The sequence below is a fragment of the Nocardia sp. NPDC004573 genome, from assembly GCF_053602135.1.
Genome location: NZ_JBSGDA010000004.1, coordinates 382,435 through 397,340 on the forward strand (window position 1 = coordinate 382,435; position 14,906 = coordinate 397,340).

Below are 14,906 nucleotides of genomic sequence, written 5' to 3' on the forward strand. Positions count from 1 at the left end.
CGGGCTTTCGTCACTGGGCTGGGATTCATCGTTGCAGGAGCGCTCGCTTACGGGACAAGGCATCCACTCCGGCCGCCAGGAGCAGCACGAATCCTGTCACAACGAATTTCGTGCCCGCGCTGTAGCCCATCAGCCCCATCCCGTTGTTGATCACCGCGACCACCGCGGCGCCGAGTACCGCGTCCAGCATCCGTCCGCGACCGCCGAACAGACTGGTGCCGCCGATCACCGCCGCGCCGACCGCCGTCAACAGCACATCGCTGCCGCCGGTGTTCGGATCGACGGAGTTCGCGCGCGAGGCCGCGATGAGCCCGCCGACCGCCGCCATCGTGGAACACAGCACGAATGCGGTGATCTTCACGCGGTCCACCGCGATGCCCGCGCGCCGGGCGGCCTCGGCGTTGCCGCCCACGGCGTAGATGTGCCTGCCGAACACGGTGCGGTCCAGCACGAAGGTCCACAGCAGCAACAGCGCCACGATCAGCGGCACGACGATGGGCATCCCCGCCAGCGAGTGCACCGCGGGATTGCGGCTGCGCTCGCCGTTGAGCACCAGCACCGCCGCGCCCGCCACGACGGCCAGTAGCACAACTCGTAGTGCCACCGCCCGCGCCGTCGTGCCGGTGAGCCCGAGTTTCGTGCGCGCCCGCCACTTCCGGTACTGGATCGATGCGAAACCGGCGACCAGAAGCGCGTACAGCGCCCAGCCGATCGGCGGCGGCACGTTCTTGTTCGCGATCGCGACGATCGTCTCATCGCGGATGGCGATGTTGCGGCCGTTGTCCATGATCTTCAACGCCACGCCTTGCAGCGCGAGAAAAGCCGCCAGCGTCACCACGAACGACGGGATCCCGATCTTCACCACGACCGTGCCGATCGCGAGTCCGATCGCCACGCCGGTGAGCAGCGAGACCAGCACCGCCGCGTACCAGGGCCACCCTTCGTCGGTGAGCAGCACGGCGAGCACGGCGGCGCAGACCCCGCTGGTGAATCCGGCCGACAGGTCGATCTCGCCGAGCAGCAGCACGAAGATCAGCCCCATCGCGATCACCGCGATGGCCGCGCCCTGCGTGAACAGATTGGCGAAGTTCGCCTCGGACATGAAGACCGGGCGCGCAGCCCAGAAGACGGCCGAGAGGACGACGAGCGCGATCACCGAGGGCAACGCCCCCATGTCGCCGCCGCGCACCCGGCCGACGTAGCCGCTCATCAGGTCGGTCACCGGCGCCGCCGGTCGCCGCTCGGTGGTCACCGCGGTCATCGGGTCGCTCCGCTCGCCTCGAGGCCGAGCGCGCCGCTGCGGCCTGCCGTGATCAATTCGACGACCTGCGCGTGCGTCACGTCGGAGGTCCGTACCTGGGCGGCCATCCGGCCGAGGTAGAGCGCGGCGATCCGGTCGGACACCGCGAAGACGTCGTTCATGTTGTGCGAGATCAACACCACCGCGAGGCCTTGGTCGGCGAGCCTGCGGACCAGCTCGAGCACCTGCTGGGTCTGCGCGACGCCCAGCGCGGCCGTCGGCTCGTCCAGGATCACCACCTTGCTGTTCCACAGCACGGCTTTCGCGATGGCCACCGTCTGGCGCTGCCCGCCGGACAGGCTGGCGACCTGCTGCCGCACCGACTTGACGGTGCGCACCGACAGGCTCGCCAGCGTTTTTCCGGCGAGTTCCTCCATCGCGTATTCGTCGAGCACGAGACCGCGCCTGCGTTCCCGGCCGAGAAACATGTTCTGGACGATGTCGAGGTTGTCGCACAGCGCGAGATCCTGGTAGACGATCTCGATGCCGAGCGCGGCCGCGTCGCGCGGGCTGTGCACCTGCACCGGAACGCCATCGAAGAGGAACTCGCCCGCGTCGATGGGGTGGGTGCCGCCGATGCATTTGACCAGCGTGGACTTGCCCGCGCCGTTGTCGCCGACGAGGGCGGTCACCTCGCCGGGATAGGCGCTGAAAGCGACTTCGTGCAGGACGTGGACGGGGCCGAAACTCTTCTCTACTCCGCGTAATTCGATGACCGGCAGTTCGGACATGGGTTTTGCTCCTCCGCAGGGATGGAGCCCCTTCCGCAATCCCCTCATCGAACCGCGGAAGGGGCGGGCGACATCAGATCCCGTTGTCCGCGCAGAGTTTCGCGAACTCACCGGTGCACAACTCGGCTTTGGTGACGTAGCCGTCGGCCACCACGTCCTTGACGTTGCGCGGATAGATCGGCTTGGGCTCCAGCAGCACCGACGGCACGTCGGCGTTCGACTCCGGGTCGCGCACCGCGCCGTTGGTCGCGCCCCGCTCCCCCTTCACCAGCGCCACCGCGAGCTTCGCGGTCGCCTCGGCCTCTTTCTGGATCGCCTTGTAGACGGTCATGCACTGATCGCCCGCCAGCACGTTCTGCAGGCCCTGGACCGTGGCGTCCTGTCCGCTGACCGGCACCTGACCGTTGAGCTTCTGCTTCTTCAGCACCGCGATGGCGGCGTTGGCCAAGCCGTCGTTGGCCGCGACGACGCCTCCGATGTCCGGCGTGCCGGTGAGCATCTGCTCGAAAATGGTGCCGGCCTTGGTGTTGTCCCACTCCGGGACGGCCTGATCGGGCCCCTTGACGTACCGGCCCGCGTCGAACCGCGGCTTCAGCACCCCGTCGTAGCCGGTCTTCAGCAGAGTCGCGTTGTTGTCGGTCGGTCCGCCGTTCAGGTACGCGACGACCGGCCGTACCGCGTTGCGATCGGTCAGGCACTGCGCGACACCCTCGCCGAGCAGGCTGCCGACCTTCACGTTGTCGAAGGAGACGTAGTACTGCGCGCCGCCGCCGAGGGTGAGCCGGTCGTAGTCGATCACGGTGACGCCCTGCGACTTCGCCTTCTGGATCACCGCTTTGCCGGTGCCGCTGTCCAGGTTGGTCATCACGAGCACCGTGGCGCCGTTGGTGATCATCTGGTCGGCGATGGTCTGGAAGGCGTTCTTGTCGCCTTGGGCGTTCTGGATATCGGCCTTGACGCCCGCGTCCTGGAACGCCTGCTGCAAGTATTTGCGATCCGCCGTCTCCCAACGGGCGGATGTCTTGCTGTCCGGGAGGATCACGCCGATCTGGGTTCTGCCGCCGGAGTCCGCGGAATCGTCGCCGCAGGCGGTGAGCGCGGCGGTCAGCAGCGCGAACGACAGCGCGGCGGCGCTGAACATGCCCTTACGCATGAGTGGGCCTTTCATCACCGGCCAGGACGTTGTCCCAGCCGGTCGGAGTGGAACGAATGTTGTTCACAGCAACATATGGGACTGTGACGCAGGGCACAACACCTAATTTGTTGTCCCGAATAACAATCTCGACACGCCAGCGTGGCTCGCAGGGCCGCCATCGCGGCCGGACAGGTTAGCGGCTCGGGAGGGCTGGTGAACAGGGCCGTCGGCCCGCGTCGGCACATCGCGTGTGGAGGCGGCGGGTACGCACTCCGCCCTGTGGCGGAGACCGGAAACCCTGAAGGGCGGCATCCGCCCGGAACAGACCACCCACGATCGGGCGCATGGCGGCCCTCCGGCACAGTACCCTTGGCGGTGAATCATGGCGCGGTAGCGACAGACTGGGATCCGGGAGGGGAACAGTGGACACGCTCAGGCTCGACCCGGCGGCGGTGGCCGCCTACACCGCGATCGCGGACGCGGTGTCCAAACAATTGGCGTCGGCGGCCACGGTCGCCTCCGGCGCGGTGGATCCGGAACGGCTGGCCGCCGATCTCGGGCTCGTCGGCGCGGAATTCGCGGCCCGCTTCTCCGCGGCCGTCGCCGAACACGCGGAAGCGTTGTCGACCGCCGGGCAGCTGGTCGGCGCGTACGGCCGGGTCCTGCGCGATTACCGCGAGAACGCGCAGGAAGTCGACGCCGCGACGGCGGCCGCGATCACCCGGTCCGGGGAGGCACTGGCATGAGAAGCCTGATGGGACTGCGCAAACGGGCGCACGCCACCCAGCCCGTCGCCGAGGCCACCCGGCCGCCGAGCACTTCGCCCGGCGTCGACCCGCCGATCATCGCCGCGCTGGTCAAACCGCTGCTGACGCTGCGCTCCTCGCTCGGCACGGGAGTCGGCGTGCCGAGCGCGGCGGCGACCGGGGCGCTCTCGGCCGCCTCCACCCAGGCGGCGGACACCGAAGGCCCGCACCGCGAAGGCCTGCACGCGCTGGAGTCGAGCTGGAGTTCCCGGGCCGCCGACAGCGCCGTTCCCGCGCTGCGCACGACACAGACCCAGATCGGCGACATCTCCGATCGAGGGCCTGCGTATCTGTCCGTGCTCGCCGACGCGCACGCGACATCCGGGCGGGCGGCTCGGCGCGTCGACCAGATCATCGCCGACTTCCGGCGCGACGCGCGGGAGATCCTGGACAACGCGACCTCGGCGCCGGAGACCGACGCCGTCATCGCGCGCGCCACCCTGGCGCTGCGCGACGCGCTCACCACCGTGACGGCCGCGCGCACCGAAATGGACGACCACACCAGGCGACTCGACGAGATGGGGCCGCTCACGGTCACCGCGCCGTCCGGCGTCAGCCAAGGCCAGGCCACCGCTCAGGGGGGCACCGGGCAGGTCGGGCCCAGCACCACCACCGTGCCCGGCGCCACGGCGCCCGCGACCACGCAACCCATGGACCCGGCTTTGGCCGCGCAGCTCCAGTTGCAGCAGGCGCTCATCTCCGCGGGCGTGGACCTCGGCACGACGGCCATCAACGCGGGCGTCGACATCGGCACGCACATCATCGACAAGATCGCCGAAGTAGGCATCCACGGCATCGACACCATCGCGGCGGCCGCGGACAAGGCGATACCGGAACTGATCAACCCGGGCTCCACCACCAACTCCGGCACGAACGGCGACGACTCGAAGAATTCCTCGAAGTTGTTCGACTTCGGCGGGTCCCAGGACCACAAGCCGTCGACCACCGGGCCCGGTTCGGTGATCCCGCCCGGCAACTCGGCACCGGCCGCGCGGGCGGACGCACCGAGACCGGAGAGCAGGCCCGCGCCCGCGGTGACGCCACCCCGTGTCGACAGCGCGCCGCCGGCGCCCGCGAGCAGTCCCGACCACCCCACGCATCCCGGCCCCACCGGTGGCATGGTGGTGCCGCCCGCCCCGCCGCCGGGCGGTGCGGACCAGGAACACAAGCCGCGCGACGGACAGCTCGGCGTGACCATCCCGTCCGCGGTGACCGCGGTCGTACCGGTGCTGGGCGAATTCGACGATGACGCCCCCTGACCGGGAGCATCCCAGTCAGGGCGCAGGCCAGAGCAATCCGTTCGACACGGGTCTACCGATGCTGCGCATTCCCCCGGGCAAACCGGCGAAGCGTCGTCGATCACCCGGCCGGCGCAAGCAGATTCGCCGTCGCGAGCCGGAGTACGAGGCCGCGCAACCACCGCGCCCACAGGAGCGGCCGGCGGTCCGGCCGCGACTCGGCGAGTGGGAGCAATGGCTCGAGCCCGCACCACCGGCGGCGCGCCCGCCGCAACCGGTGGCCGCGCCGCAACGCAGCGCGCCCGCAGAGCCGGAGCCGGTCCAGGCCGAGGACAACCGCGGCACCGCGCCCGCCATCGTCAACCGATCCGGTATCCAGCCCGGCACTCCGGTGCGCCGTCCGCGCCGCACCGATCAACAGCGAAGCAATCGTGCCCTGACCGTCTTGATCGTGCTGGGCATCGTGGTCGCCACCGTCTCGATCGGGCTGGCCATGATCTACGGTTCCGAGGCGAACTCGCGCAAATCGGCGGCGACCTCGCCGCCGCGCGCAGCCGTGCCCGCGCCGACCACCGCGCCATCCACCTCACGGGTCAAGCCCCCCTGGGCCATCGCCACGCCGGGATGCGAGCAGAAGCGCACCGCCGACGTCGTTTCCGGCACCGACCCGGGCGGCACCGGTAACGGCCCCGACGCCATCTTCGCCTTCGAATACGCCTACTACGCCGAACGGTCCGGGTACCGGGCGCGCGCGGTGGTGGCTCCCGACGCGGCGGTATCGCCCGCCGATCAGATCCAGCGCGGCATCAATCAGGTGCCGGTGGGCACCCGTTACTGTGTGCAGATCTCCCGGGCCGGAGACGGCCCCGACGGTCAGGCGCGGTGGGAAGTTCGTTTGACGCAGCAGTTTCCCGGCGAAGAGTCGAACACTTTCACCCAGTTCATCACCACACGGACCGGTACGGATCAGACGCTGATCACCGGAATCACGGCAGGCTGAAGTTGCGCGAAAGGTCCGACCGTCGGGTCGTCTGATCCGGATAACCCTCGCCATCGCCACCGTCCTAGCGGGGCTCACCGTGCCTTTCCGCTCCACGCAACCGGTGTAGGCGGCGCCGACGGTGCGCTGGAAAAGCCGCATCGGCGCACGAATTCTCGGCATCGGAGTGTCCTCGCCCGACCTGGACAACGACGTCACGGCGGTCCGCCCGCCTGGGAGAGCCTCAGCGCGGCGTCAGCTTGACGACCGGAATCACCCGGTCCGTCTTCTCCTGATATTCGGCGAAGCCCGGCATCACCTCGACCATCGCGGCGTAGAGGCGATCACGTTCCGGGCCTTCGGTGATCGCCGTCGCGGTCGCCTCCAGGGTCTCGGTGCCGATTTCGAGCGTGACCGTGGGGTTGGCCCGCACATTGTGGAACCAGTCGGGATTGGTGGGCGCGCCCGCTTTGGAGGCGACGACCACGAGGTCGCTGCCGTCGCGGATGAATGCGAGCGGATTGGTGCGCGGACGCCCCGATTTCGCCCCGATGCTGGTGAGCAGCAGCAACTCGCGACCGGCGAAGGGGCCGCCGACCTTGCCTTGGTTGGCGCGGAATTCTTCGATGATCTGGGTGTTCCAGTCGCCTGCCATGGCTTGTCTCTCCTGGTGGGTCGGGTGCGCCGGGACGTGCGCGAGCCTACCCAGACTTGCCTGCCGAAGCCGAACCAACGTCCGCCCAACAACGGACAGGGCACGATGACGGTGTGCGGGTGCTTGTTGTCGAGGACGAGACATTGCTGGCCGACGCGATCGCCGACGGACTGCGTCGGCATGCCATGGCGGTCGACGTGGTGTACGACGGCGCGGCGGCGCTGGAGCGCGCCGGCGTGAACGACTACGACGTGGTGGTACTCGATCGGGACCTACCCGGCGTGTCCGGCGACGTGGTCTGCGGCACGCTCATCGAGTCGGGCGGCTCGGCCCGGATTCTGATGCTGACGGCCGCGAGCGCCGTGGCCGAGCGGGTGGCGGGGCTCGGCCTTGGCGCGGACGATTATCTGACGAAGCCGTTCGCGTTCGCCGAACTGGTCGCCCGGATCCAGGCGCTCGGACGACGGGCGCGCACCCCCGCTCCCCCGGTGCTGGAACGGTCCGGCATCCGGCTCGACGCACACCGGTTCGCCGTGACCAGGAACGGCGAGCCGGTCACTCTGTCGCGCAAGGAGTTCGCGGTGCTGGCCGAACTGCTGCGCGCGGACGGCGGCGTGGTCTCCGCCGAGCGATTGCTGGAGAAGGCGTGGGACGAGCACATCGACCCGTTCACCGGCGTCGTGCGGTACACGATCATGAACGTGCGGCGGAAACTGGGCGACCCGCGGCTGATCGAGACCGAGCCCGGCGTCGGGTACCGGATCCGATGAGCGGGCGCACCATTCGGCTGCGGCTGACGCTGCTGTACGCGACGGCGTTCTTCCTGGCCGGCGCGGTCTTGGTCGCGTTGATGTACTTCTACCTGAACCAGTCGCTGGAGCGACGGCCCGGCGGCGGCGCGCAGCAAGTGGTCCGGGCGTATCTCATCGAGCGAGCGGAGCGGAACCGGGCCCCGGTCTCCACGGAGCTGTTCAAAGCGCTGACCGAGCAGGCCCAACGCAACCGGCGGGACACCCTGCGCGCCATGCTGGTGTGGTCGCTGGTCTCCCTCGGCGCGGTGGGAATCGCCGCGGGCGGGTTCGGCTGGCTGCTCGCCGGCCGCGCCTTGCAGCCATTGCAGCGGATCACCGCGACCGCACGGCGAGTGGCCGACACCAGCCTGCACGAGCGCATCGCCCTCGACGGCCCGCAGGACGAGATCAAAGATCTGGCCGACACATTCGACGCGATGCTGGAGCGCTTGGATCGGGCGTTCGACGGGCAGCGCCGATTCGTGGCGAACGCCTCGCACGAGCTGCGCACACCGTTGACCATCAACCGGACGCTGATCGAGGTGGCGTTGGAGGACCCCGGCGTCGCCGAGTCCACCCGCCGACTCGGAGCCACGCTGCTGGAGGTGAACCGCCGCCACGAACGACTCATCGACGGCCTCTTGGTGCTGGCCACCAGCGACCAGCGGCTGACCGAGCACTGCCGGGTCGACCTCGCCGGCATCGCCGCCGACGCGGCCGGACAGTGGGCCGAACGACCCGGAGCCGAGATCACCACCGATCTGGAACCCGCTCCCGCCTCGGGTGATCCCCTGCTGCTGGAACGCCTGGTCCACAATCTGCTCGACAATGCCCTGCGCTACAACATCCCCGCGAACGGCTGGGTGGTCGTCCGGTCGCGGACGCGCGGCGACCGCGCCGTGCTCACCGTCGAGAACAGTGGCCCGCCGGTACCCGTTTTCGAAGTCGACAGTCTCTTCGAACCGTTCCGCAGGCTGTCCAACGCCGAACGCTTGGCCGATTCCGAGACCCGCGGCGCCGGTCTCGGCTTGTCCATCGTGCGTTCCGTCGCACAGGCTCACGGCGGCACGGTGCGAGCGGCGGCGCGATCGGACGGGGGTCTGACGGTCACCGTCGACCTCCCGGGCGCCCGGGGATAGCGAGGCCGCACGCTGGTTGCGGGCGAGTCCGACACCTCGCCCGCGACGTGGTCAGTAGTTGTGGCAGGTGTCGGCGAGCACGCGCAGCTTCTCGCGGTGCTGCTGAGCCTGCGGCGAGTCGCGGTGCTCCTCGAACTTGCGCTTGGCCTCGGGGTGCGTATTCAAGAACTCCTGGGCGCGCTGCTTGCGCTGCTCGACCGGCAGGCTCAGCAATTCCTGAAGTTTCGCCCTCCGGTCGGGATGCGCGTCGAGCCGGGCGGCGGCGTCGGGAAACTGGGCGTGGACGGCGGCGTCGATCTGCGCGAAGCTGCACGTCGTCTCCAGCAGGCCGCCCGGCTGCGGCTGCGCGGAGGCGGCCGCCGGAACCAGCAGCGCCCCCGCGGCGAGCAGGCCGCCGAGTGCCAGGGTGGCTCGAACGATTCTCGTCATGTCGGATAAACCTTTCGGTCGGAACGTGGGCCACCGCGTGGTGACCCGGCGTTCAGTCCACCAGCAAGGGTGTTTGTACGGCGCTAGGTCTTGCCGACGCCGTCGCCGGGTTACCGTGGTAGCGCTGTCGTGTACCGATCGGCCGATCCCTTCTGCTGGAGGCGTCTTGCGCATCATCGTTCGGGTACTGCTCGTTCTCGCGGCCCTCGTCTGTTGCGCTGTGTCGATACCTCCCTCGGCACTCGGCGCGCCGGAAGCCGCGCGCCTCGACGACGTCACCGCCGCAAAGCTCGACGAATTGCTGGCGTTGCGCGGTCGAGCCTCCGTCTCGGCGAGCAAGGCGGAGCTGATCGAGCTGCTGTCGCGCCCCTTCCTCGGCACGCCCTACGGCGCGAACATGCTCATCGGGTCGGCGACCGAGCCCGAACAACTGGTCATCGACTTCCGCCGGTTGGACTGCTTCACCTACCTCGACTATGTCCACGCACTCACCGCGTCGACCGACCGCGACCAGTTCACCGCGAACCTGATCCGGACGCGCTACGCCGGGGGGCGAGTCGAGTTCCCGCACCGCAAACACTTCTTCACCGACTGGTCGCACGTCGCCGACATCGCGGCCACCGACGTCACGGCTACGTTGAGCGCCGCGGCCGTGACCGTCGGCAAGCACCTCAATGCCCGACCAGACGGCGGCGCCTATCTCCCCGGACTGCCCGTGGTCGATCGCGCCGTCACCTACATCCCGAGCGCCGCCGTCGGCTCGGATGTCGTCAGCGGGCTGCGCACCGGCGACTACATCGGCGCGTACACAGACCAACCGGGCCTGGACGTGACCCACGTCGGCATCTTCGTCATGACCGACACGGGTCCGGTCTTCCGCAACGCGTCCTCGCTCGCGGTCAATCAGAGGGTGGTCGACTCGCCGTTCGCCGATTACGTCCGGTCGGTGCCGGGCATCGTGGTGCTCCGGGTCCGCTGACCGCACTCGGACGCGTGATCGTTCGTCCGGGCTAGGCGACGGGCACCGGCCGCCGAAGCGCCGATTTCGGCGTCCCGGTGAGCGTCTTGTCCAAGTCCGTGCGCAGGGTCGTGGCGGAGTCGAGCAGGTAGTTCTGCCGCACCTTCCACGGATGACGGTCACCCTGACGCGGAAAGTCGCCGATGGAGCGCTGGATGTAACCGGAAGCCAGATCCAGCAGCGGGTTTTCGGCGAGTTCGCCCTGCGGCTCGGGCACCACCGCGGCGTAACCGCGGCGGTCCATGTGATCGAGCACCTTGCAGACCAACCGGGAAGTGAGGTCGGCACGCAACGTCCAGGACGCATTGGTGTACCCGATGCACACGGCGAAGTTGGGGACGCCGGTGAGCATGGCCCCTTGCCAGACGAACTGCTCGGACAATCCGACCGGCACGCCGTCGACGCTGGGCGCGATCCCGCCGAAGGCGAGCAGCTGCAGCCCCGTCGCGGTGACCACGACGTCCGCCTCCAGCACCCGGCCCGACCGCAACCGGATGCCCTCCGGCACGAACGTGTCGATGTGGTCGGTGACGACCTCGGCTTTGCCCTTGCGCATCGCCTTGAAGAAGTCCGCGTCCGGGACCGCGCACAGCCGCTGGTCCCACGGGTTGTAGCTGGGCGTGAAGTGCTCGGCGACGGCCTGCTCGTCCTTCAGGATGCGGGTGGTGAGGCCGGTCAGCAGTCTGCGCGCCGCTTCCGGACGCCGTCGGCAGTACTGGTAGAAGCCGATGCCGAACAGGATGTTCTTGGCGCGGATCACGCGATGCGCCGGCCGCGGCGGCAGCAGGTCGCGGATCTTGTCGGCCACTTTGTCCCGGCCGGGAACCGCGCTGATCCAGGTCGGCGAGCGTTGCAGCATCGTCACCAGCTGTGCCTGCTCCGCCATGGCAGGCACCAGCGTGACCGCGGTCGCGCCGCTGCCGATCACGACGACGCGCTTGCCGCGATAGTCGAAGTCCTCGGGCCAGAACTGCGGGTGCACCACCTGGCCGGCGAACGACGTGATGCCGGGGAACTCCGGCGCGTACGGCTGGTCGTAGTCGTAGTACCCGGCGCAGGCGTACAGAAAGCCACAGGTCAGCGTGTGTGTCTCGGTGGTGCCCGACGGGTCGCGCCGCGCGAGCGTCAGCGTCCAGCGCGCGGCCGCGCTGTCCCAGTCGGCGGCGACCACCTTGGTGCGATAGCGGATGTGCCGGTCGATGCCGTGCTGGGTCGCGGTCTCGGTGATGTAGCGCAGGATCGACGGACCGTCCGCGATCGACTTGGCATCGCGCCACGGCTGGAACGGGTAGCCGAGGGTGAACATGTCCGAGTCGGAGCGGATACCGGGGTATTTGAAGAGGTCCCAGGTGCCGCCGAGCGTGTCGCGGGCCTCCAGGATGGCGTACGTCTTGCCCCGGCATTCGGTCTGCAGCCGGTAGGCCGCGCCGATACCGGACAGCCCGGCGCCGACGATCACGACATCGAGGTGTTCCGGTGCTGCGGCGGTCTCGGTCATTGTTCCAGTGTGCGAGCCGAGCGGCCGCGCATTCTTGACTTTGCGCGACAACTATTTGATTCTCTACGACATGTCGGTCATTCGCTCGGCCGGGTTGCGTGGTTTTCGCGCGACCGTGGCCGAACTGGGCGGGAACGCGGAGGCGCTCGCCACGGCATGCGGCCTGCCGGTGGCCGCCTTGGACGCCGACGACCTGCTCGTACCCGACGAGCGCGTCGCGGCCGTCCTGGAATTGGCCGCACACCAGCTGCGCTGCCCCGATCTGGGCCTGCGGATCGCGCAACGGCAGGACCTGGACATGCTCGGCCCGCTCGCACTGGCCATCCGCAATTCGCCGTCGCTGGCCGACGTGCTCGAGTGCTCGGCGCGCTATCTGTTCCTGCACGCGCGGTCGCTCAGCTTGACGCTGGAGCCGGACCCCTACGGCGATCGCGGCGTGATCGCGCTGCGCTATGGCGTGCACCCCGGGCTTCCGGCCCCGGTCCAGGCCACCGACCTGGGACTGGCATTCGTGCACCGCACCATTCAGCGCTTGGTGGACAACCGCTACGGGTTGCGGTCGGTCGAGCTGCCCTACCGGCCCGCAGCGGCGGTCGCCGGGTACGAGGAGTTCTTCGGCGCGCCGGTGCGGGCCGAGCGTCCGTTCGCGGCCCTGCGGTTGCCGAGCAGCCTGGCGAGCAGGCCGCTCACCGGGGGTGACGAGAACCTGCACCGGCTGGCCATGGCGTTTCTCGCCGAGCAGTCCGGCGACGCGACGGCGGCGATCGCCCCGCAGGTGCGCGCCGCCGTCCGGCAACTGCTCGGCACCTCCGCGCCCGAGATCGGCGCGGTGGCACGGCTGTTGACCGTGCATCCGCGCACCCTGCAACGACGGCTCGCCGCCGAACGCACCTCGTTCGCGGCGATCCTGGACGAGGTCCGCCGGGACGCGGCGCGGCGGTATCTGACCACGACGGACATGCCGATGAGTCAGGTCGCCTCGTTGATCGGGTTGTCCGAGCAGGCGACGTTCACTCGATGCGCCCGAAGGTGGTGGGGCACAACGCCTACCAGCCTGCGTCGCACCGAGGCACAGGTAAGGACGCAGGCGCACAACACTTTCGGGTGACAGATCGACAACAGTCCGGCATCCGGAAAGTCCCATTCGATAACGGTTGTCTCCGAAAGCCCTCGGCCCATTCCCTCCTCGACGCCGCGACTTTACCGTCGAACACGGGGTAGGTGTGCACCGGAAGGGGGACTCCATGAACACCTGGCATTCGCGTGTCACAGACACGCTCACTCGCATCCCCGGTTGTACCTCGGATCAGCGCGCGTTTCTCACCGAGGCGCTGACCGAACCGGGACGCTGCCTGCTCGTCCACCGGAATCCGGTGCCCGCCGACCATGCCCATGCGCTGCTGGTCTGCGGCACCGGGCTTTTCGCGTTCCGGTTCGCCGAGGACGTGCCCGCCGAACTCGACGGCATCCGCCGCCATCTCGAGGCGCGGTTCGGCAGACTGCAATTCGGGCGGGAGAAGGTCGTCGCCCACGATGCGCAGATCGTGCTCCTCGTCCCCGGTGAGGTCGGACTTCGCGGCGACGGCAGGTTCGCTGTCGCCCGGCCGGGCGAGCTCGATCGGGTGATCCGCGCACGGCACCGGCAGCTGAAGCCCACCCGCGTCCAGGCCGTCGCGAACACCGTCGCGCATCAGTCGGCCCGGGAGTACGAGCTGCTGGAGATCGAGGAACCGGCGCCGGAGGCAACGGATCTCACCTTGCTCGATCGGTCGGAAGTCCTCGCGCCGCAGCGTGCGGCGGCGCTGGGAAGGCCGTTCCACCACTGGATGACCTTCCTGGATCCCGAGCAGGAACTCCTGGTCTCGCGCACGTACACCGGTCCCGCCCGGCTGGCCGGCCCGGCGGGCACGGGTAAGACCGTAGTAGCGCTGCACCGAATGGCCAGGCAGGCGAAGCGATCCACCGGCCGTCAGCTGTACACGACGTTCGTCAAGACGCTCGCGAACTGCCAGGAGACCTACTTCCGGCAGCTCGCGCCGGGGACCGAGGGGCGCGTCCAGTTCGCCGGCCTGCATTCCTGGGCTCTGGATTTCCTCGCGCAGCGGATCGCGGCGCCGAAACTCGACCCGCACGGAGCCGACCACGTGTTCCACCGGGTTTGGCAGCGGGCGCGAGCCGACTTCGAGCACCTCGAGCCGCACGAGAGCTACTGGCGCGAGGAGATCGACCGGGTGATCAAGGGCCGGGAGATCGACGATCTCGACGTCTATCGAGGCGCGGAGCGCCACGGGCGCAACGGCATCGGCCTCGATGACGACACGCGTGCCGAAGTGTGGCACAAGCTGTACGTCCCCTATGTGAGCGAGATGCGTGAGCGGGGCATCTCCGACTACAGCGACGTCATCGCCGTCGCGCTGGCCGAGATCCGCAACGAGCCGCTCCCCGAGCCCTACGAGGCGGTCGTCGTCGACGAAGTGCAGGACATCACCCTGGCCGGGCTGCGGCTCGCCCACGCCATCGCGGGCGGCAACGGATCGAGTCCGCTGCTGCTGCTCGGCGACGGTCAGCAGCAGGTGTACGCCGGGGGCTGGCGCATGGCCGACGCGGGCATCGATCTGCGCGGTCGCGGCGCGATCCTGCGGGTCGACTACCGCAACCGCCGCCGCGTCTGGGAGAACGCCGCCGGGATCGACGCGGTGAACGAGCTCGGCGATTTCGACGACGCGCCCGGCGTGCTGTTGCGCGACGCCGACGTCGTCCTCCCCGACGGCGTGGTACGGATCTGGCGCGGGCCCGACCAGTACCTGGAAGCGGCGCTGGTCGACGGCATCCGCGGCTGCGGAAAATCGTTGTCCGACATCGCCGTGCTCACCCGGACCCGCCAGGAGGCAGGCAGGCTCGCCGGGGCGCTCGACGCCGTTGGCATCGCGACGCTGCCGTTGGAGGACTACGACGGGACGCCCCACGCGGCGGTCAAGGTCGGCACCGTGCACCGCGCCAAGGGGCTCGATTTCGCGGCTGTATTCCATCCGACCTGGTCCGGCGGACCCCGATCGCGCACCGGCGCGGACCGGGAACGCGCCGAACTCGCCGACCGGCAGAAGCTCGTCGCGATCACCAGGGCCCGGGACTACGTGTGGATCGGCGTCCGGGACGCCCGCCAGGAGTTCCAGCGGTGACCCGCTCG

At 69.3% G+C, this 14,906-nt stretch carries 14 protein-coding genes; 8 read left to right on the forward strand and 6 right to left on the reverse strand.

From position 1 onward, the window contains the following. Positions 1–25: 25 nt before the first annotated feature. The 3 genes from ACWEKR_RS09445 to ACWEKR_RS09455 form a co-directional block, all read right to left on the reverse strand. Positions 26–1,261: a sugar ABC transporter permease gene (locus ACWEKR_RS09445; RefSeq protein ID WP_195084705.1), complete on the reverse strand. Its 1,236-nt coding sequence runs from the start codon at positions 1,259–1,261 to the stop codon at positions 26–28. Further along, entirely contained in the window at positions 1,258–2,031 is a 774-nt protein-coding gene (locus ACWEKR_RS09450) for an ATP-binding cassette domain-containing protein (protein WP_452354080.1), read from the reverse strand. Before ACWEKR_RS09450 ends, ACWEKR_RS09445 begins: the two co-directional genes overlap by 4 nt. A gap of 73 nt (positions 2,032–2,104) precedes the next feature. After that, complete coding sequence (locus ACWEKR_RS09455; RefSeq protein ID WP_452354081.1) at positions 2,105–3,184, reverse strand: sugar ABC transporter substrate-binding protein; 1,080 nt, start codon at positions 3,182–3,184, stop codon at positions 2,105–2,107. A gap of 404 nt (positions 3,185–3,588) precedes the next feature. Between ACWEKR_RS09455 and ACWEKR_RS09460 the strand changes: the two genes are divergently transcribed. From ACWEKR_RS09460 to ACWEKR_RS09470, 3 genes are read left to right on the forward strand one after another with little or no spacing between them, the layout of a single operon-like run. Next, entirely contained in the window at positions 3,589–3,912 is a 324-nt protein-coding gene (locus ACWEKR_RS09460) for a hypothetical protein (RefSeq protein ID WP_452354082.1), read from the forward strand. Then, entirely contained in the window at positions 3,909–5,231 is a 1,323-nt protein-coding gene (locus tag ACWEKR_RS09465; RefSeq protein ID WP_452354083.1) for a hypothetical protein, read from the forward strand. The genes ACWEKR_RS09460 and ACWEKR_RS09465 overlap by 4 nt, the downstream gene beginning before the upstream one ends. After that, the gene (locus tag ACWEKR_RS09470) at positions 5,218–6,210 is read left to right on the forward strand and encodes a hypothetical protein (RefSeq protein WP_452354084.1); all 993 of its coding nucleotides are present in this window, start codon (positions 5,218–5,220) and stop codon (positions 6,208–6,210) included. The genes ACWEKR_RS09465 and ACWEKR_RS09470 overlap by 14 nt, the downstream gene beginning before the upstream one ends. Before the next feature lie 223 nt (positions 6,211–6,433). Here the strand turns inward: ACWEKR_RS09470 and ACWEKR_RS09475 are convergent, their stop codons facing one another. Beyond that, positions 6,434–6,844, reverse strand: a complete 411-nt coding sequence (locus ACWEKR_RS09475; RefSeq protein ID WP_195084700.1) for a nitroreductase family deazaflavin-dependent oxidoreductase — start codon at positions 6,842–6,844, stop codon at positions 6,434–6,436. A gap of 113 nt (positions 6,845–6,957) precedes the next feature. On the opposite strand from ACWEKR_RS09475, the gene ACWEKR_RS09480 reads away from it, so the two are divergent. Next, positions 6,958–7,614 carry a response regulator transcription factor gene (locus tag ACWEKR_RS09480; RefSeq protein WP_452354085.1) on the forward strand — a complete coding sequence of 219 codons (657 nt, stop codon included), beginning with the start codon at positions 6,958–6,960 and terminating at the stop codon, positions 7,612–7,614. Then, positions 7,611–8,774 carry a sensor histidine kinase gene (locus tag ACWEKR_RS09485; protein WP_452354086.1) on the forward strand — a complete coding sequence of 388 codons (1,164 nt, stop codon included), beginning with the start codon at positions 7,611–7,613 and terminating at the stop codon, positions 8,772–8,774. The genes ACWEKR_RS09480 and ACWEKR_RS09485 overlap by 4 nt, the downstream gene beginning before the upstream one ends. 51 nt (positions 8,775–8,825) lie before the next feature. Here the strand turns inward: ACWEKR_RS09485 and ACWEKR_RS09490 are convergent, their stop codons facing one another. Beyond that, positions 8,826–9,203: a hemophore-related protein gene (locus ACWEKR_RS09490; RefSeq protein ID WP_195084697.1), complete on the reverse strand. Its 378-nt coding sequence runs from the start codon at positions 9,201–9,203 to the stop codon at positions 8,826–8,828. Positions 9,204–9,369: 166 nt separating this feature from the next. Between ACWEKR_RS09490 and ACWEKR_RS09495 the strand changes: the two genes are divergently transcribed. Continuing rightward, complete coding sequence (locus ACWEKR_RS09495; RefSeq protein ID WP_452354087.1) at positions 9,370–10,182, forward strand: DUF1460 domain-containing protein; 813 nt, start codon at positions 9,370–9,372, stop codon at positions 10,180–10,182. Between the two features lie 31 nt (positions 10,183–10,213). Here the strand turns inward: ACWEKR_RS09495 and ACWEKR_RS09500 are convergent, their stop codons facing one another. After that, on the reverse strand, positions 10,214–11,719 hold the full coding sequence (locus ACWEKR_RS09500) for a flavin-containing monooxygenase (RefSeq protein WP_452354088.1): 1,506 nt from the start codon (positions 11,717–11,719) through the stop codon (positions 10,214–10,216). Positions 11,720–11,789: 70 nt separating this feature from the next. Between ACWEKR_RS09500 and ACWEKR_RS09505 the strand changes: the two genes are divergently transcribed. Beyond that, positions 11,790–12,827: an AraC family transcriptional regulator gene (locus tag ACWEKR_RS09505; protein ID WP_452354089.1), complete on the forward strand. Its 1,038-nt coding sequence runs from the start codon at positions 11,790–11,792 to the stop codon at positions 12,825–12,827. A 136-nt stretch (positions 12,828–12,963) separates the two neighbouring features. Next, a complete protein-coding gene (locus ACWEKR_RS09510) occupies positions 12,964–14,898 on the forward strand; it encodes a UvrD-helicase domain-containing protein (RefSeq protein WP_452354090.1) in 1,935 nt (644 codons plus the stop codon). The last annotated feature ends 8 nt before the right edge of the window (positions 14,899–14,906 follow it).